This is a genomic window from Bacillus sp. FSL W7-1034 (assembly GCF_038593365.1).
In the GTDB taxonomy this organism is placed as follows: Bacteria; Bacillota; Bacilli; order Bacillales; family Bacillaceae; genus Bacillus; species Bacillus altitudinis.
Genome location: NZ_CP151989.1, coordinates 561,073 through 577,533, shown reverse-complemented (window position 1 = coordinate 577,533; position 16,461 = coordinate 561,073). Strand labels below are relative to the sequence as shown.

Below are 16,461 nucleotides of genomic sequence, written 5' to 3'. Positions count from 1 at the left end.
CCTATCAATTTTCTTTTCATTCTATTAAAAAAACACACTGTTTATCATTATTTAGACCGATTTTCCATTTTGAGAGAATCATGTATGATCAAAAAGAAAACGCTTTCAAAAAGAGAGGGGAATGCCTACATGTCTTACCGTGTAAAACGAATGTTGATGCTGCTTGTCACTGGATTATTCTTAAGTTTGTCCACATTTGCTGCAAGTGCCTCGGCACAAACGGGTGGGTCGTTTTATGAACCGTTCAACAACTATAATACCGGGTTATGGCAAAAAGCCGATGGGTACTCGAACGGAAATATGTTTAACTGTACGTGGCGCGCAAACAATGTCTCCATGACGTCGTTAGGGGAAATGCGATTATCGCTCACAAGTCCCTCCTATAATAAGTTTGACTGCGGAGAAAACCGCTCCGTTCAAACGTACGGCTATGGGCTATATGAAGTAAACATGAAACCAGCCAAAAATGTTGGGATCGTGTCTTCGTTCTTTACTTATACGGGACCGACTGATGGTACGCCTTGGGATGAAATCGACATCGAATTTCTAGGAAAAGATACGACAAAGGTTCAGTTTAACTATTATACCAATGGTGTCGGAAATCATGAAAAAATCGTCAACCTTGGTTTTGATGCAGCAAACTCTTATCACACATATGCGTTCGACTGGCAGCCTAACTCAATTAAATGGTATGTGGACGGTCAATTAAAACATACGGCTACTACTCAAATCCCTCAAACACCTGGAAAGATTATGATGAACTTATGGAATGGTGCAGGTGTCGATGAATGGCTCGGCTCCTACAACGGTGTTACCCCACTTTACGCTCATTACAATTGGGTGCGTTACACAAAAAGATAACCACATCACAAAACCTGTGACAAGTCACAGGTTTTTCTTCATTTAAATAGAGCTCGTTTTTAATTGATGAACTAGTTTTTGTTCATAACTGTGGATAATATCTTCATAACTTTCGATCTTGTAATCTAACCGTTTAATCGTTTCTTCGATTTCCTTTTGTTTGTCTACAAGTCTTTCTCTCTCATTGACCAAAATACTCTTCCTTGAGGACAATGTACGATCCTCTCCCTCGATAAATAAAGCCGTATATTCTCTAAGAGCATCAATTGACAGACCCGCATTTCTCATACATTTAATAAATTCTATCCACTGAATATCTTCTTCTGTATAATCTCGAACACCATTTTCATCACGCCTGATCGGTCTAATTAAACCTATATTCTCATAATACCTGAGCGTAGCAGTAGATAAATCGAGCTGCTTGGCGGCTTGTGCTATTTTCATTGTTTTCACCCTTCTCTTCTTTCTCTTACTTGACGATCTCCCTTTTCCCATCATCTCCATTTTTATCGAGAAGACAAGATACTTTTGGCTCAAATCTTGATTCAAGGCTGATGCTAAAGCCTGAATTGAGGCGATCAGAGGGTTCTATGTTGACTTAAAGTTCACTTTAAGACGTACAGTATAGAGGAAGGACCGAATCTTACTTTTGAAAGGATGATCAAGAATGTGTCAGACGCACCAATCAAACGTTTTAAGTGTTTCCCATGCAAAAGCAAACTTTGAACGGACAACCATTGAACGAAGAGCACTTCGTCCACATGATATTTTAATTGATATTCAGTTTAGCGGGATCTGTCATTCAGATATCCACAGTGCCTTTGATGAATGGGGCGGCGGTATTTTCCCAATGGTTCCGGGTCATGAGATTACTGGAGTTGTTTCAGCTGTTGGGGATGCTGTCACTAAATTCAACATTGGTGATCGTGTAGGCGTCGGTTGTTTTGTCGATTCTTGCGGTACATGTGAATATTGCCAAAATGGAGATGAACAATATTGCAAGAAAGGAGTCGTTCAAACTTATAATAACCTGGATTATGATGGAGAACCAACTTACGGCGGCTACAGTCAGAAAATTGTTGTGACAGAACGATTTGTTGTCAATATTCCTGACCAGCTTTCCCTCGATGTCGCCAGCCCCCTTCTTTGTGCCGGCATCACAACGTATTCTCCGTTAAAACACTGGAAGGCTGGGCCTGGCAAAAAAGTGGCGATTGTCGGAATGGGTGGTCTAGGTCATGTCGCCATTCAATTTGCACGCGCACTTGGCGCAGAAGTGACTGTATTAAGTCGTTCTTTGAATAAAAAAGAAGAGGCGCTGTCATTTGGTGCAAAAGACTATTTTGCTACAAGTGACCCTGATACGTTTAAGACACTAGCCGGTCAATATGACCTCATTCTCAATACCGTCTCTGCCAATATCAACGTGGATGCCTATTTGTCCTTACTTCGTGTTGACGGAACATTAGTAAACGTCGGTGCACCACCAAAGCCAGACAACTTCCATGTGTTTTCATTAATTACTGGACGTCGCAGCATCGCCGGCTCACTCGTTGGCGGCATCCAAGAAACACAAGAAATGCTCGATTTCGCAGCTGCTCACAAGATCGCACCACAAATTGAAGTGATCAACGCAAACCAAGTCGATGAAGCATATGAACGTGTGCTCAAAAGTGATGTGCGTTATCGGTTTGTGATTGATATTTCGACATTATGATCGAATTCTATTTGGAAAGACCAGCTCAATGGCTGGTCTTTTTTAATGGTCGATATCCTGTTTTTCTTGTAGCGAGGATTCTTGAGGATATACTCAAAAATCATCCGAAATTCCCAAAAAAATCTCTCTTTTTTAGAACAAAATTTATTGACAAAAAATAAATAAACATGTTATTATTAAAAATTTGATTATTTTACCTCTAAGTGTGGTACCCTTAAAGTAGATACATGATATGGAGGCGGATGATATGTTTCAAATTGGTGATAACATTGTTTATCCAATGCACGGAGCAGGTATAATTGAAGCCATAGAAGAAAAAGAATTCTCTGATGAAAAACAATCGTATTATGTCATTAAGATGGCCGTTAGCCATATGAAAGTGATGATTCCTACAAGGAAGATGTCAAGGTCAAGAATAAGACCTGTTACAGATATACTTGCCTTAAAGAACATTATGCACACTTTTCAAAATGGAACATCAGATAAGTTACTACCATGGAAAGAGAGATATAAAATCAACACCGACAAAATCAAAACGGGCGACATACTAGAAGGCGCTGAAGTGGTACGTGATCTCATGCGAATGAAGAAAGAAAAAAAACTGAATGCAAGCGAAAAGAAAATGCTCGACGATGCTTATGGTTATTTGATTAGTGAGCTAGAAGTCATCAAAGGAATCACTGAAAAACAAATCAAGAGTTTCTGCTAATATTGTCTACCTGCTTCCCCATTTTTTGAATACATTTTCTCTACGAACAAATCCCTCTATCTTCGACCAGTAAAGAAAAAAGAATTTATTTAAGCAAATTCCGCATATTGTAAATCCAATATGCTATACTGTTGATAAACCTTTGAAGCATGAATTTTTTTACGATTACCTTGTAACATCTCCCTACTTGTACGCTGAGTAGGGTTTTTTATTGCAGAAATAAATGAAAACACAAAAAAACAGGCTCTCTACAGAGAACCTGTTTTAAAAAATGAAGATTAAGCAGTTTTTTGAACGTTAGCAGCTTGAGCTCCACGAGAACCTTGCTCTACGTCAAAAGTTACTTTTTGACCTTCGTCTAAAGATTTGAATCCGTCACCTTGGATAGCTGAGAAATGTACGAATACATCGTCTCCTTCTTCACGTTCGATAAATCCAAAACCTTTTTCTGCGTTAAACCATTTTACTGTACCTTGTTCCATGTTTGTTGCCTCCTAGTGCGTTACCACACAATGTATTATACTATCCTTGCCCAAAGTATCCTCAAGACGAAAAGTCTTTCTTCATGCTATCCTTTACGCCGAACAAAAATAATTATTCTTATTGTAACATGAATCGGAAATTATTGCAATTTAGGATTTAAAAGAGCACCGAATGTGCTATGGTAACACAAATAAGACAGAGATTTAATGATGAAATGTTTATTTAGCTTTGTTCAATCATTTGTGCATAAAATCAGCTTTTTTCAGCATGAAAAGAAATCTTTATCTAAATTCTCTCTAAAATCGATTGGACAAAGTTAGTTTTTCCCTCGGCATATTTGTGTTTGTCATTTTTAATTAAGCTAGATAGGTTCAGTTTGAGTTGCTCGTACTCAATTCTTACTAATTTGTTACTTCTTAAATAATCCCTGAAATTTAACTGTTCAAGTAAATATCTATTGCCTGTTTGATACATATGAATTTGGTGAGTACGTGGTTCTCCTTTGTTAAAATAGTGTCTCTCAGGTAAAACTTTGGTCCCTCTATATGAATAACCAAGCCCTTGCAAAGCTGTTACACACTGTTTCCCGTCAAAAAAACAATCTATTTCAATCGCAATATCAATAATGGGTTTCGCACTCAAACCATTAACTGCTGTACTTCCAATATGATGCACATTCACTGTATACTGACCAATGACCTCTACTATGCGTTTCTTTTCCCTTTCAAATTCTTTGCCCCATTCAGCAGACCAGGGAACTAAAAAAACTTCCCCTCTTGGCAATCCAAGCATAAGCTCAACCCCACCTTATCATTTCGTTGTTTAGTTGGAAATTTCAATAGTTTGAAGCCATTCGATCGATTAGAATGACATTTATTATATGATAACTCATACAAAAAGCCCACTCACATAAGATGAGTGGACTTTTTCGTTCACAAACTATAAAAATCATTAATACAGCCACGAACCCGAATCAAGAAAATTTCTATTTATACAAAGGTGAACAACTACATATTTTCCGACTCAAGTCTGTTTAACCAGTTATGGACTAATGAATGAAACACATCGGGTTGTTCAATCTGCAGGTTGTGACCAGCCATATCAAGCACTGCAAAAGTGGCCCTTGGATAGTCTTCGATCAGCCGCCACGCATCTTGATATCCGACTACATCGTCTTGACGCCCTGTGATCATGAGCGTGGGATACTGAAATTCAGCTGAAATGTCGAAGATATAGCCATACCCATTTTGAAGAATGTTATTGATGAATTCATGATTTGTTTGTTTAGAAGGAAGGTAAATTTCATCGCGAAACCTCTCCCATTCCGTTTTTCCTTGCACAACCGCCATGGAGCAAAATGCATCCGCCTCCTCTGAAGACAAATGCGATATCAAGTGGCTGTCACTTTTTAGAACTGTCTTCTCTGGTACGACTCTTTTATCGAATACAGGTATAGTCATTGGGGCCACAAGCAGTAATCCACGAACGGTTTCCCGGCGTGAATGAACAATACCTCTAGCTATGTACCCTCCATACGAATAACCACAAACAATAAACTGTTCATCAGGGATCATCTCGTCCAAAAGACGCAATACCGCTTCTAACATTTCGTCAGAGTTCTGAATAGATGGGTGAGGCTGGGAACGTCCCATACCCGGTAAGTCTATGTATATTCTTTTCCAACCGCTTTGTTTTTCAAATACCGGTTCCAATGCATGTAACATCACTTGATGGTCAAGTGTCCAACCATGCAATATCACGATCGGAAATCCTTCTCCAATGACTTTATGATAAATTGACATGTATTTGCATCCCCTTTTCTAGCGCTTCCCTAGTAATCTCAAGGTTTTTTGTTGTTTTGCTTGTTAGGAAACTATGTTGCGATAACCCCAAAAAAACTTCTAACAAAAAATATTGTGCAGCCTGTTTATATTCTTTCACTTCATCATAACAAATCCCCATATTCATGTGTGACATTGAAATGCTTTATGTTACTTCAAATTTTAAAGAATTGAAAATTGTTCCAAAGCTCTTCTAATGAATTGATCAGTTTCTTGCTACAATAAATTGACAACGAACAGTTTGAACCACATACTCTCCATACATGCTAAAATATAAAATTCTGAGAGGAGAAATGAAATGAACCCTTTATTGTTAGATATTCCTTTACAATTAGAGACAAAAAGACTCATACTTCGAGCACCCCACCAAACAGGAGACGGGAAAATTGTAAACCAAGCAATAAAAGATTCCTTTTCTGAATTAAAAGCATGGTTGCCATTTGCTCAAGAACTTCCTACTGCTGAAGAAACAGAGATCAATTTAAGAAATGCTCATATCAATTTTTTAAAAAGGGAAAGTTTCCGTTTTCTTATTTTTGATAAAAACAGCAATCACTTCATTGGGATAACTAGCCTTCAGGGGATTGACTGGACCATTCCTAAATGTGAGATTGGGTACTGGATAAATACAAAGTTTAGTGGGAATGGATATATGACAGAAGCAGTGGAGAAATTAGCTGACTTCGGATTAAACAATGTCAAATTTAGAAGAATTGAAATAAGGTGTGAATCAACCAACCTCAAAAGTCGGGCTCTCCCAGAAAAACTTGGCTTTGCATTTGAAGGCACTTTAAGAAATGATGATTTATCCGCGGATGGCAGCAAGCTGACTGACACTTGTTTTTATTCCATAATAAAGTAACCTAATGAACATCAGCAATTAAAGTAATGGGTGCATTAGTGGAACAAGAAAAAACATAGCATATTATATAATATGCTATGTTTTTTAATTTTGGCCTTGATAAGTGGGTCTACTCCTCTAACATTGTCCTTATTGCCTTTACTTCTTCATAATCTGATGTTTTCTTTGATAAACCCTGACAGAAAGTTTTCAGCAGCAGGCTCTCAACACAAGACCACAATGTAACTGCAATCAGCTTCGACCTGTCACGAGGTACTTTTTTATCCCAGTCAATTTCTTTTATAGAGCAATTGGATTCACTCTCCATTCACAGATTTCTAAAGACTTTCCTCCTGATTAGCTTTCATGTTTCTTGCCATTTTTTCATAGTTCGGTCTGTTTTAACTCCGTCACCATCATTTCCACTGGTTTAACTTAATTTCAACGACCTCAACACTCTGTTCATGAAAGGACTCGTAACCTGTTTTAAAAAAACAAAAAAGATGCTACATGTTGAAACACCTTTTTTTGTATTGACAGCTCTCATTAGCAGGGTAATATTACACTTGATTATTTATACAAGAATTTTTATACAACCAGTTTATAGCATCATTAAGGTCATTGGCTATATAGTCTATTTTAATCCCACTTAATTTATCAAAGTGTTCACTAAGCGAATATTCACCAGCCCCAGTTCTAACCAAAATTTTAATACTTCCTACTTTATCAGCTGCAACAATATCACTCCAACGGTCCCCGATTACCACACAATTTTCGAGAGTTAAATCGTGTTTTTGTTGAGCTTCCATTAACATTCCTATGCCGGGCTTCCTACAAGAGCATCCGTCATTATGACCGTGTGGACATATATATACTTCATCAAAACCAAAACCTTTCAATTCCTCTTTAAAATCTTCTACCTTAGCTAGTCCACTTGATATACCAGGTTGATTTGTAAAAGAGAATATTTTCACATTATCTTTTTTTAGTTTATTAATTTGAATTGCTGTATAAGGAAAGAGTTCGAATTTTCCGGGATAATGAATAGTGTCATCACCACCAATTGTTCCATCTCTATCTAAAAAAATTGCTTCTATCTGTTTCATGTTATCCCCCCATTAGCTAGCAACTGATCCTGCGTTAAGATTTATTATTCCATTAGAAAATTTTGATGACATCAGTTTATCATAAATATTTATTATCAATATCCCCTAATAAAAATTAAAATCTTTTCAACTGTCTTTCTTTTCAATTTGTTTCATTCTTTCCAAGAAAGAGAAAAAGGATGTTCATGTTACAGACTTGCCAAATGAATTTACATAATAAGTTTCTACGTGGTGTCTTTGTAAATTACATTTGTTTCATACTCACCAACCATTCAACTTAATTATTAAGGAAGGCTCTGTTAACCTCTCATTAATTGAAAGAAGCTAAAAACATATCTTTAATATTGTGTTGTGTACTTCCGTGTACTGCGACTATCTACAAACAAAAACTTCAAAAATCTTCACTATCTTAAACACTCTCATATCGCTCTATTAATTGAACAAGGAGAAGAATGTATAAGGTCATTTATTTTCTAAAAAAGGCTACGGCTGAGAATTAGACGACAATATATAAAAATATCAAACTCAAACAAAAAAACCAAAGGTCTATAAACCTTTGGTTTCTTAGATGCGGCCGAGAGGACTTGAACCTCCACGGGTTATTCACCCACTAGGCCCTCAACCTAGCGCGTCTGCCATTCCGCCACGACCGCGTGTATGATGTGCTCATATATTCATAAGTGCACTGTTTAAAAACAATGCGGGTGAAGGGACTTGAACCCCCACGTCATAAAGACACTAGATCCTAAGTCTAGCGCGTCTGCCAATTCCGCCACACCCGCGTGACAATGGTGAGCCATGAAGGACTCGAACCTTCGACCCTCTGATTAAAAGTCAGATGCTCTACCAACTGAGCTAATGGCTCATCTGCTATGCAGAAAAACATATATAAAAAATGGCTGGGCTAGCTGGATTCGAACCAACGCATGACGGAGTCAAAGTCCGTTGCCTTACCGCTTGGCTATAGCCCAACGAATCAACATAAAAAGAAAACATGACCCGTACGGGATTCGAACCCGTGTTACCGCCGTGAAAGGGCGGTGTCTTAACCGCTTGACCAACGGGCCATATGATAATGGCGGAGAAGGAGGGATTTGAACCCTCGCGCCGCTTGCGCGACCTACACCCTTAGCAGGGGCGCCTCTTCAGCCACTTGAGTACTTCTCCATTATGGCTCCGCAGGTAGGACTCGAACCTACGACCGATCGGTTAACAGCCGATAGCTCTACCACTGAGCTACTGCGGAATAATGAGACATGTTTCATTATATCTATGCCAGAAAAATGTGTCAAGAATTTTTAAACGTTTCATTCCTGCTTCATTTGCGACGGCTTTTATAATTTAACATATACTAATATAACAGTCAAGCCTTTTTCCATGCCATTTGTTTAACTTGACAGAAAGCCCCCGACCTCCACGTAGACCAAGGGCCTTGATGCAGCCTTCCTCATAAGATTAAGACAGATGAAACTTTCGCATCCACTTATAAAAAGTACTTCTTGGTACTCCTGCTAACCTCGCTGCTTCTGACACATGACCTTTTGTTTTATGCAGTGCGTCTATCACTGTTTGCTTTTGAATGCGTTCCCTGAATGTGAGTTCTTTTGAAGTCTCGGGTTGCTCCGCTGGATGCAGCTTCTGTTTTTTCTGATCAATCGTCTCTAATACTGAAGCATATTGCGATTCACCAATCCATCCACCTTTCGGAAAGAGAACCCTTAGATGTTCAAACAGGTTAAAAAGCTCTCTTATGTTTCCTGGCCAATGATACGCCTGTAATTTCTGAAAAAATGATTCAGGAAACGCTGCATTCCAGTGATGCTTCTTTTGGTAATAACGATATAAATCATGAATGTCTTCTTTTCTTTCTCTAAGCGGCGGGATATTGATCGGATAGACATGAAGACGGTAATACAAGTCTTCTCGTATTTTTCCTTCCTTCAGCAGTTCGTTCATATTACGGTGAGTCGCTGTAATGATTCGAATATCCAAAGGGATTTCGTGTGTCCCGCCGAGCGGTACGACTGCCCTTTCTTCTATCACCCGAAGAAGCGCTACTTGCATCGCATATGGGATTTCGCCTATTTCATCTAGAAAGAGTGTTCCTTTATGGGCTTGTTCAAATTTTCCTTTAGCTCCGTGACGTTTTGCTCCTGTAAAAGCACCTTCAGCATAGCCAAACAGCTCACTTTCTAACAGGCTTTCAGGAATGGCTCCGCAATTAACAGCAATGAACGGCCCTTTATGCCTTTCACTGGCGGAGTGAATGGCTCTAGCGGCGAGTTCCTTCCCTGTCCCTGTTTCTCCCCAAATATACACATGAGCATCTGTTTGTGCCGCTCTCTTCATCTCACTAAGCGTCTGTTGAAATACCTTACTTGTTCCTGATTCCCCGGGAAATTGAGCAAAAGAAACGGTCATGCTGCTTTTCGCTACTTCTTCAAGAGAAAGGGATATGCCTAGCACCTTCCCGTCTTGCTCTGATTGAATGATCTGCTTTCCCCGGATAACAAATGGATGATCCTTAAGCCGCTCAACATCCATTCCATACCAGTCTGAAAATCGATCTCTAATCGACCTGCTGGCAGACACAATTTGCTTTTTTTCATTACAGACCACATACGGTTCATCTGCTTCCACCTGCTGGAGACAATGAGTGATCAGCTCCAGCTCTCTCCTTTTTTGCTCGACTTGAATTTCTCTCTCTATGGCATAAGCAACCGTTGAAGCCATTCCAAGCATAAAAGGGTGCTTGTTATCCGTCATACAGGAGATATCAATCACCCCTATGATCGTACCGTCCGCATCGCGAATTGGAGCAGCTGAACAACTCCAATGATGAGAGGCGATAGAAAAATGCTCCGTTCCGTTGATCGTCACCGCTTCTCCGATGACGAGTGCCGTTCCGATCGCATTTGTCCCTACATCTGTTTCAGTCCAGCGTGAACCCTCCATAAAATTAATTCTTCTGGCTTCCACCATCGTTCTTTCGCTTCCTGTCAGACTTAGCACATAACCATCTGCATCAATGAGTAAGGCCAGCATATCAGAATCTTTTAATTGCTGATTGATTTTATTTAAGTAAGGAAGAGCCGCATTTAGGAATAATGAATATTTCTTTTTTTGAGCACTGAATCGTTCCTTTTCTAACAACGACTGTCCTTTATCTAAATACGGATTCACATTTGCCTGTTTACACCTGTGCCATGATTCTGCCACTCTCTTATTCAGACGAGACTGATCAAGCAAACCTTCACGAACAAAACGTTTCCACGTATTTAAATAACAAGGCGTCGGATTCATTCCATCCTCTCCTCTGGGGGCTTTTTATTCATTATAAATAAACATAAAAGCGCTTTCAATTATCATTGGCTAACCCAAGAAGTCAATTGGATGGAAAAGGAGTCTTTTTCAGCAGTGCACCGCTCTTCCAATGGTTTGCAGAACGGCTTCGTGTATTGCCTCTGAAAGTGTCGGATGTGCCGCAATAAACTGCTCTAATGTATCAGCGGTCAACTCTGCATGCATCATCACCGCCGCTTGTCCAATCATTTCTGTTGCATTCGGTCCAATGATTGAAACGCCTAATATTTCTTGATATTGCGGCTCTACAATGACCTTTACGTGACCGGCTGGTTGATTTAAGATTAATGCTTTTCCATTTGCAGAAAATGCACATGTCCCTATCCGAATCTCCTCATATTGTTTTCTAGCACTCTCTTCATTTAAACCAACACTCGCGATTTCTGGAGAGGTGTAGATGCACCTCGGAATCACTTGTTCATTGACCTTTAGATGTTTACCTGATGCATGGGAAGCTGCAACCGTCCCTTCATGAAAGGCAGTATGAGCAAGCTGGACCCCACCTGTCACATCACCGCACGCATAAATATGCGGGAGATTGGTTTGCATATGTTCATTGACGTAGATTCCGTTTCTATCAAATTCAATTCCAATCTGTTCAAGATTTAACTCTCCAAGTTGCGGAGTTCTGCCAATGGCCACTAAGCAAAGATCCGACTGGATGTCACAACGTTCTCCTTGATTATTCTCCACCACTACTTTTCTTGAAGAGGAATCAAGCTGTTTGACTGCGGCGGACGTCAAAATGTTTACACCCGTTTCTTCGAGCTGCTCGTGAAGACATTGTGCTGTATCACGATCTTCTTCTGGTAAAATGTGCACTGCCCGTTCAACCATGACAACCTTTGATCCCATTCTGCTAAAGATGCTCGCAAACTCACAGCCAATCACCCCGCCCCCAATGATACAAAGTGAATCTGGGATCGAAGAAAGTGACATGGCGTCCTTGCTGTGAATGATCCATCCGCCATCAAAAGGTGCAAACGGTAAAGCCACAGGCACAGCCCCTGTTGCAATAATGATTTGTTTTGCTTGAATGATTTCAGACTTCCCTTCACTTTCTATGAATAGCTCATGTGCTGATAGAAATGAAGCCTTCCCATTTACCACGGTAATTTTGTTTTTATTCATCAAGTAACGAACACCATCAGTGAGCTGCTTGACGACAGACTGTTTCCGCTTTTGGACAGCATTCCATTGAATGATAGGCTCATGTTCTGGAAGCTCAATCCCAAAATGTCCAGCCGATTTCACATGCTCATACATATCGGCGCTTTGCAAAAGTGCTTTGGTCGGGATACAGCCTTCATTGAGGCAGGTACCTCCCAGCTTACCTTGATCAATTAACACAACCTCCCTGTCAAAACGGGCGGCTGTTATGGCCGCCACATAACCTGCTGGTCCGCCTCCTATAATGACCAGTGTCATGGTACATTCACCTTCTTCCTATAAAAGAATGGATATTGGTTCTTCTAAGTGTGCTTTGACCGTTGATAAAAATGCAGAGGCAGGCGCCCCGTCCAGCACGCGGTGATCAAACGTAAGACTGAGTGGTAGGATGGTCCCTTTGCACAACTCATCCTCTCGATAAACAGGGGTGTCATACATTGTTCCGACACCAAGGATCCCCGCTTCCGGCGGATTCAAAATTGGTGTGAAATGCTCTACACCATACACTCCAAGATTGGTGATGGTAAAGGTAGAACCTTTGATTTCGTCATGTAGAAGCTTTCCTTCACGTGCTTTTTTACCATACAATTTAATGCCCTTCGCCAGCTCTATCAGCGTTAACCGCTCCGCATCCCGAATGACCGGTACAGCCAATCCGTTATCTAACGCAGCAGCAATCCCAAGATGAACATTCTCAAAGGTTTCGACAACTCCGTTATGATATTGACTGTTCATCGCAGGATGTTCTAACAACGATAGGATCGCTGCTTTGGCTACAAAATCGGTGATCGTCAACCTTGTCTCGTAACGTGCGATGGCTGTTTCATTCAGCTGTTGTTGTAGGTTTTTCAGTTTTGTCACGTCCGCTTTCATCGTAATGGTTAATTGTGCACTTGTTTGCAGGCTTTCCATCATTCTTGAGGCAATTGTTTTCCGCATCATGTTAATAGGCTGTTGCACTGTCTCGTTTTGTTTCTTCTCTTTCCGTTCAGGAAGCGCATGAAGCACATCCTCTTTCGTAATTCTTCCACCTGGTCCTGTCCCCACCAGCGTATCAATGTCTAGATTTGCGCTATTCGCCATTTTACGGGCAACAGGGGAGATTTTTTTTCTCTCTTTCTTTGGTTTTGACTGGATTTCTTTTTCTTTCTTTCTCTCCACCTGTTCATTTCCTTCACCGATATAGCAGATGACCGTGCCAGGCGGTACACCTTCTCCCTCAGGTACTTTTATATCCAATATGGTTCCTTCAGCAGGTGATTCGATCTCCATTTCAATTTTTTCGGAGTTGATGCTTGCAATGCTTTCTCCTTTATTTACGGTCTCACCGACCTCTTTATTCCAGACAGATACCGTTCCTTCTTTCATCGACATGCCCAATTTAGGCATCACAACTTCGACAGCCATCTCCCTCTCTCCTTTCTCTAGTTCAAGATTTTGTCATGACTCTTGCCAATCATCTCTAATACGGTGTTCACAACTTTATCAGGTGTTGGCAGATATATATCTTCAAGAGGTGGAGAAAATGGTACCGGTGTATGAGGAGCCGTCACTTTTTTGATTGGTGCGTCCAGTAAATCAAATCCTTTATCTGCAATCAAAGAAGAGATATCTGCGGCAATTCCGCATCTTGGATTTGCTTCATCGACAATGACAAGTCGATTTGTTTTTTCTACTGAAGTCAGAATGGCCTCCTCATCGAGCGGCGACAAGCTTCTTGGATCAATTACTTCCGCTTCAATACCTTGAGCAGACAATTGCTCTGCCGCTTCGAGTGCTGTATACACTTGTTTGCCCACCGCAAAGATGGTTACATCAGATCCCTCTCTCTTCACATCTGCTTGACCAAGCGGCAATGTGTAATACCTCTCCGGCACATCTCCTGTGATATTGTAAAGCGTCTTGTCTTCAAAAAAGATGACAGGATCCTGATCCTCGATGGCTGCCAGCAGCAGCCCTTTGGCATCATATGGTGAAGAAGGCACAACTACTTTCAATCCAGGGATACTTGTAAATAGTGCATACAAACTTTGCGAATGCTGGGCAGCTGCTCTAAAACCCGCCCCATGGGTCGTTCTAATCGTGATTGGCACCTCTGCTTTTCCGCCAAACATGTATCGAAATTTTGCGCCTTGATTCAGCACTTGGTCGAGACAAGTACCGATAAAATCATTAAACATGAGTTCAGCAATTGGTCTTAGCCCTGTTGAAGCAGCAGCCATGGCCGCACCTATATAGCCAGCTTCACTAATCGGTGTATCAAGGACACGTTCACGCCCAAATTCCTGAACAATGCCTTTTGTTACACCAAGAACACCGCCCCATGCTTCATCATCCTGTAAGTGATCTACATGAGCACCTCCTGCAACATCTTCTCCCATTAAAATGACATCTCCATCTCTTCTCATTGCCAGTTTAATCGCTTCATTCAAAGCACTAGACATGCTGATTTCTCTTGTCATTTCCCTCTCTCCTTTCAGATTTATTGATACGAAACATACACATCAGTTAGCAATTCAGTATGATCTGGATATTCACTTTCTTCACTGAATCTCACGGCTTCATCTATCGCTTCTGCTACAGACGCTTCAATACTTGATATTTCTCGATCTGTTAGCAGCTGCTGCTTTAATAATTCATTTTTAAAAAGAGTGATGGCATCTTTCTCTTCTTGATGTTCGGTTTTTTCTTGATTGGTTTTGTAGCGCTGAGCGTCTCCTTCAAAATGACCATAATTCCGATATGTCATGCATTCAATCAATGTCGGACCTTCTCCATTTTTTGCTCGTTCTATCGCTTGTTCTGCTGCTTGATAAACGGCTGTCACATCTTTTCCATCCACTTGAATACCCGGAATACCATAACTGGCGGCTCGATCCACAATCGATTTGCAGCTTGAAGCATACGAAAATGGCGTCGCTTCCCCGTAACCATTGTTTTCTGCGATGAAAATGACTGGCAGTTTCCAGATAGCGGCGAGATTGATTCCTTCGTGAAAAGTCCCTTGATTATTAGCACCATCCCCAAAAAAGCAAACGCTTACATTATCTTTCTTTTTATATTTAGCCGTGAGGGCTGCCCCGCACGCAAGTGGAAAGCCGCCTCCAACAATCCCGTTGGCACCGAGCATTCCTTTATCAAAATCTGCAATGTGCATAGATCCACCTTTACCTTTACAAAGACCTGTGGCTTTTCCATAGATTTCTGCCATCATTCCTTTTAGATCACAGCCCTTGGCGATACAATGACCGTGGCCACGGTGTGTACTTGTAATACTGTCTTGTTCATTCAGATGAGCGCAGACTCCTACAGCAACAGCTTCTTCACCAGCATAAAGATGGACAAAACCTGGCAAGATCCCTTTTGTAAAAAGCATGTGTACTTGATCTTCAAATTGGCGAATTTCCTGCATTTTTTGATACATCCAAACGGCTTTTTCTTTTGTAAGTGCCATTTCCATGTTAAAACCTCCTATCTTTTTTGCTTGCACTTCTATACAAGCAAAAAGCGTGCCAACATCATGGCGCTTGAAAGCTTAGGATTTGACCGATTCCCATCGATCAAAAAGAGACAAAATGAGACTCGCGTCTCTATTTGTCTCAATATGTCTACTTCATCTCACAAAAAAAGCATCCCATAAAGGAATGCATATCACTCTGAACCGATTGTACGCTGCCATTTTAATTTTCCTTTGCAGACGCCGCACACATAACGAGAGGTATCAATTCGCCTTTTCCTGATAAAATACTGATCGCATCCTGTGCAAACATATTCTTGCCGCTTCTGTACACGCCGTTTATTTTGTAAGGTCTTGAGCGGTGTACAAAAACGCGGGGCTCCTACTTGTTTTAATAACTCTTTAAAGGAACGGTCACGATGCTGATAGCCTTTTCCCTCAAGATGCAGATGATAATGACACAGCTCATGCTTGATGATCCCGATTAATTCTTCTCGTCCATGTTCTTCTAGGTATCGCCGGTTCAATTCGATATTGTGTGTTCCAAGTAAATATCTCCCGCCTGTCGTTTTTAAACGGGGATTGAAAACAGCCTGATGGCGAAACGCCTTACCAAAGAACTGCTCTGAAATGTCTTCTGTTAACTGCTGTAACTCTCTCTCGTTCAATCAAGATCGTTCCTTTCTATAAAAACCTCGAACGGGACAATTTCCTCTTTGCATACATTGAAGGTACACCCACTGTTTTGATCAAAGGAGGAATGGGCGATGCCCAACTGGCTGAAAAATCAGATGCAGAAAGCATTTTATGAGAAAAATCATTATCAAATCAAATTGCTTAATCAATGCTGGTACTTCTATAGAAAAAAACATTCAGTCACATCAAGGCACACCCCATCCTAAGGTGCGCCTCG

At 40.7% G+C, this 16,461-nt stretch carries 16 protein-coding genes, 7 tRNA genes and 1 pseudogene; 5 read left to right on the top strand and 19 right to left on the bottom strand.

Annotated features, from left to right (window positions below):
• The first annotated feature begins 129 nt into the window (after nucleotides 1-129).
• Entirely contained in the window at nucleotides 130-861 is a 732-nt protein-coding gene (locus tag NST73_RS02805) for a glycoside hydrolase family 16 protein (protein WP_047947368.1), read from the top strand.
• Between the two features lie 42 nt (nucleotides 862-903).
• Here NST73_RS02805 and NST73_RS02800 read toward each other — a convergent pair whose 3' ends face one another.
• The gene (locus tag NST73_RS02800) at nucleotides 904-1,305 is read right to left on the bottom strand and encodes a MerR family transcriptional regulator (protein WP_039169850.1); all 402 of its coding nucleotides are present in this window, start codon (nucleotides 1,303-1,305) and stop codon (nucleotides 904-906) included.
• Between the two features lie 223 nt (nucleotides 1,306-1,528).
• Here NST73_RS02800 and NST73_RS02795 point away from each other — a divergent pair, with 223 nt between their 5' ends.
• Nucleotides 1,529-2,578 carry an NAD(P)-dependent alcohol dehydrogenase gene (locus NST73_RS02795; protein ID WP_017358458.1) on the top strand — a complete coding sequence of 350 codons (1,050 nt, stop codon included), beginning with the start codon at nucleotides 1,529-1,531 and terminating at the stop codon, nucleotides 2,576-2,578.
• 247 nt (nucleotides 2,579-2,825) lie between these two features.
• Nucleotides 2,826-3,287: a CarD family transcriptional regulator gene (locus NST73_RS02790; RefSeq protein WP_144680373.1), complete on the top strand. Its 462-nt coding sequence runs from the start codon at nucleotides 2,826-2,828 to the stop codon at nucleotides 3,285-3,287.
• Between the two features lie 278 nt (nucleotides 3,288-3,565).
• On the opposite strand, the gene NST73_RS02785 is transcribed toward NST73_RS02790, so the two are convergent.
• The 3 genes from NST73_RS02785 to NST73_RS02775 all read right to left on the bottom strand — a co-directional run bounded on the left by NST73_RS02785 (nucleotide 3,566) and on the right by NST73_RS02775 (nucleotide 5,572).
• Nucleotides 3,566-3,769 (bottom strand): cold-shock protein, encoded by a 204-nt coding sequence (locus NST73_RS02785; RefSeq protein ID WP_003214229.1) that lies wholly within the window; start codon nucleotides 3,767-3,769, stop codon nucleotides 3,566-3,568.
• Nucleotides 3,770-4,055: 286 nt separating this feature from the next.
• The gene (locus NST73_RS02780; RefSeq protein ID WP_144668423.1) at nucleotides 4,056-4,562 is read right to left on the bottom strand and encodes a GrpB family protein; all 507 of its coding nucleotides are present in this window, start codon (nucleotides 4,560-4,562) and stop codon (nucleotides 4,056-4,058) included.
• Nucleotides 4,563-4,777: 215 nt separating this feature from the next.
• Complete coding sequence (locus NST73_RS02775; RefSeq protein WP_144680375.1) at nucleotides 4,778-5,572, bottom strand: alpha/beta hydrolase; 795 nt, start codon at nucleotides 5,570-5,572, stop codon at nucleotides 4,778-4,780.
• Between the two features lie 337 nt (nucleotides 5,573-5,909).
• Here NST73_RS02775 and NST73_RS02770 point away from each other — a divergent pair, with 337 nt between their 5' ends.
• A complete protein-coding gene (locus tag NST73_RS02770) occupies nucleotides 5,910-6,473 on the top strand; it encodes a GNAT family protein (protein WP_144680377.1) in 564 nt (187 codons plus the stop codon).
• A gap of 193 nt (nucleotides 6,474-6,666) precedes the next feature.
• On the opposite strand, the pseudogene NST73_RS02765 reads toward NST73_RS02770, so the two are convergent.
• The 15 genes and pseudogenes from NST73_RS02765 to NST73_RS02695 form a co-directional block, all read right to left on the bottom strand.
• Nucleotides 6,667-6,756: pseudogene (locus tag NST73_RS02765) on the bottom strand (hypothetical protein); the annotation flags it as partial.
• A 256-nt stretch (nucleotides 6,757-7,012) separates the two neighbouring features.
• On the bottom strand, nucleotides 7,013-7,558 hold the full coding sequence (locus NST73_RS02760; RefSeq protein ID WP_144680382.1) for an HAD-IIIA family hydrolase: 546 nt from the start codon (nucleotides 7,556-7,558) through the stop codon (nucleotides 7,013-7,015).
• Nucleotides 7,559-8,127: 569 nt separating this feature from the next.
• Nucleotides 8,128-8,211: transfer RNA gene (locus NST73_RS02755), tRNA-Leu, on the bottom strand.
• Nucleotides 8,212-8,257: 46 nt separating this feature from the next.
• Nucleotides 8,258-8,340 (bottom strand) — tRNA-Leu (locus NST73_RS02750).
• Nucleotides 8,341-8,347: 7 nt separating this feature from the next.
• Nucleotides 8,348-8,423 (bottom strand) — tRNA-Lys (locus NST73_RS02745).
• Nucleotides 8,424-8,454: 31 nt separating this feature from the next.
• Nucleotides 8,455-8,529, bottom strand: a tRNA-Gln gene (locus NST73_RS02740).
• 24 nt (nucleotides 8,530-8,553) lie between these two features.
• Nucleotides 8,554-8,625: transfer RNA gene (locus tag NST73_RS02735), tRNA-Glu, on the bottom strand.
• A gap of 9 nt (nucleotides 8,626-8,634) precedes the next feature.
• A tRNA-Ser gene (locus NST73_RS02730) sits at nucleotides 8,635-8,725 on the bottom strand.
• 4 nt (nucleotides 8,726-8,729) lie between these two features.
• Nucleotides 8,730-8,804, bottom strand: a tRNA-Asn gene (locus NST73_RS02725).
• A gap of 209 nt (nucleotides 8,805-9,013) precedes the next feature.
• Nucleotides 9,014-10,861, bottom strand: a complete 1,848-nt coding sequence (locus tag NST73_RS02720; protein WP_144680384.1) for a sigma-54-dependent Fis family transcriptional regulator — start codon at nucleotides 10,859-10,861, stop codon at nucleotides 9,014-9,016.
• Between the two features lie 108 nt (nucleotides 10,862-10,969).
• Nucleotides 10,970-12,349: a dihydrolipoyl dehydrogenase gene (gene lpdA / locus NST73_RS02715; protein WP_144680386.1), complete on the bottom strand. Its 1,380-nt coding sequence runs from the start codon at nucleotides 12,347-12,349 to the stop codon at nucleotides 10,970-10,972.
• 18 nt (nucleotides 12,350-12,367) lie between these two features.
• Nucleotides 12,368-13,498, bottom strand: a complete 1,131-nt coding sequence (locus NST73_RS02710; protein WP_144680388.1) for a dihydrolipoamide acetyltransferase family protein — start codon at nucleotides 13,496-13,498, stop codon at nucleotides 12,368-12,370.
• 17 nt (nucleotides 13,499-13,515) lie between these two features.
• Complete coding sequence (locus NST73_RS02705) at nucleotides 13,516-14,553, bottom strand: alpha-ketoacid dehydrogenase subunit beta (RefSeq protein ID WP_039169866.1); 1,038 nt, start codon at nucleotides 14,551-14,553, stop codon at nucleotides 13,516-13,518.
• 20 nt (nucleotides 14,554-14,573) lie between these two features.
• Nucleotides 14,574-15,551: a thiamine pyrophosphate-dependent dehydrogenase E1 component subunit alpha gene (locus tag NST73_RS02700; protein ID WP_058336379.1), complete on the bottom strand. Its 978-nt coding sequence runs from the start codon at nucleotides 15,549-15,551 to the stop codon at nucleotides 14,574-14,576.
• A gap of 191 nt (nucleotides 15,552-15,742) precedes the next feature.
• Nucleotides 15,743-16,216, bottom strand: coding sequence for a SprT family protein (locus NST73_RS02695; RefSeq protein WP_135010061.1), 474 nt, complete (start codon nucleotides 16,214-16,216; stop codon nucleotides 15,743-15,745).
• Between the two features lie 99 nt (nucleotides 16,217-16,315).
• Here NST73_RS02695 and cmpA point away from each other — a divergent pair, with 99 nt between their 5' ends.
• The gene (cmpA, locus tag NST73_RS02690; protein ID WP_008346893.1) at nucleotides 16,316-16,450 is read left to right on the top strand and encodes a cortex morphogenetic protein CmpA; all 135 of its coding nucleotides are present in this window, start codon (nucleotides 16,316-16,318) and stop codon (nucleotides 16,448-16,450) included.
• Nucleotides 16,451-16,461 lie beyond the last annotated feature (11 nt).

What these genes read in the sequence shown, in the direction of transcription:
- NST73_RS02775 (WP_144680375.1), bottom strand. Translation starts at nt 5,572, where the DNA reads ATGTCAATTTATCATAAAGTCATTGGAGAAGGATTTCCGATCGTGATA.
- NST73_RS02795 (WP_017358458.1), top strand. Translation starts at nt 1,529, where the DNA reads ATGTGTCAGACGCACCAATCAAACGTTTTAAGTGTTTCCCATGCAAAA.
- NST73_RS02705 (WP_039169866.1), bottom strand. Translation starts at nt 14,553, where the DNA reads ATGACAAGAGAAATCAGCATGTCTAGTGCTTTGAATGAAGCGATTAAA.
- NST73_RS02805 (WP_047947368.1), top strand. Translation starts at nt 130, where the DNA reads ATGTCTTACCGTGTAAAACGAATGTTGATGCTGCTTGTCACTGGATTA.
- NST73_RS02785 (WP_003214229.1), bottom strand. Translation starts at nt 3,769, where the DNA reads ATGGAACAAGGTACAGTAAAATGGTTTAACGCAGAAAAAGGTTTTGGA.
- NST73_RS02780 (WP_144668423.1), bottom strand. Translation starts at nt 4,562, where the DNA reads ATGCTTGGATTGCCAAGAGGGGAAGTTTTTTTAGTTCCCTGGTCTGCT.
- NST73_RS02710 (WP_144680388.1), bottom strand. Translation starts at nt 13,498, where the DNA reads ATGGCTGTCGAAGTTGTGATGCCTAAATTGGGCATGTCGATGAAAGAA.
- NST73_RS02770 (WP_144680377.1), top strand. Translation starts at nt 5,910, where the DNA reads ATGAACCCTTTATTGTTAGATATTCCTTTACAATTAGAGACAAAAAGA.
- NST73_RS02800 (WP_039169850.1), bottom strand. Translation starts at nt 1,305, where the DNA reads ATGAAAATAGCACAAGCCGCCAAGCAGCTCGATTTATCTACTGCTACG.
- cmpA (WP_008346893.1), top strand. Translation starts at nt 16,316, where the DNA reads ATGCCCAACTGGCTGAAAAATCAGATGCAGAAAGCATTTTATGAGAAA.
- lpdA (WP_144680386.1), bottom strand. Translation starts at nt 12,349, where the DNA reads ATGACACTGGTCATTATAGGAGGCGGACCAGCAGGTTATGTGGCGGCC.
- NST73_RS02760 (WP_144680382.1), bottom strand. Translation starts at nt 7,558, where the DNA reads ATGAAACAGATAGAAGCAATTTTTTTAGATAGAGATGGAACAATTGGT.
- NST73_RS02790 (WP_144680373.1), top strand. Translation starts at nt 2,826, where the DNA reads ATGTTTCAAATTGGTGATAACATTGTTTATCCAATGCACGGAGCAGGT.
- NST73_RS02720 (WP_144680384.1), bottom strand. Translation starts at nt 10,861, where the DNA reads ATGAATCCGACGCCTTGTTATTTAAATACGTGGAAACGTTTTGTTCGT.
- NST73_RS02700 (WP_058336379.1), bottom strand. Translation starts at nt 15,551, where the DNA reads ATGGAAATGGCACTTACAAAAGAAAAAGCCGTTTGGATGTATCAAAAA.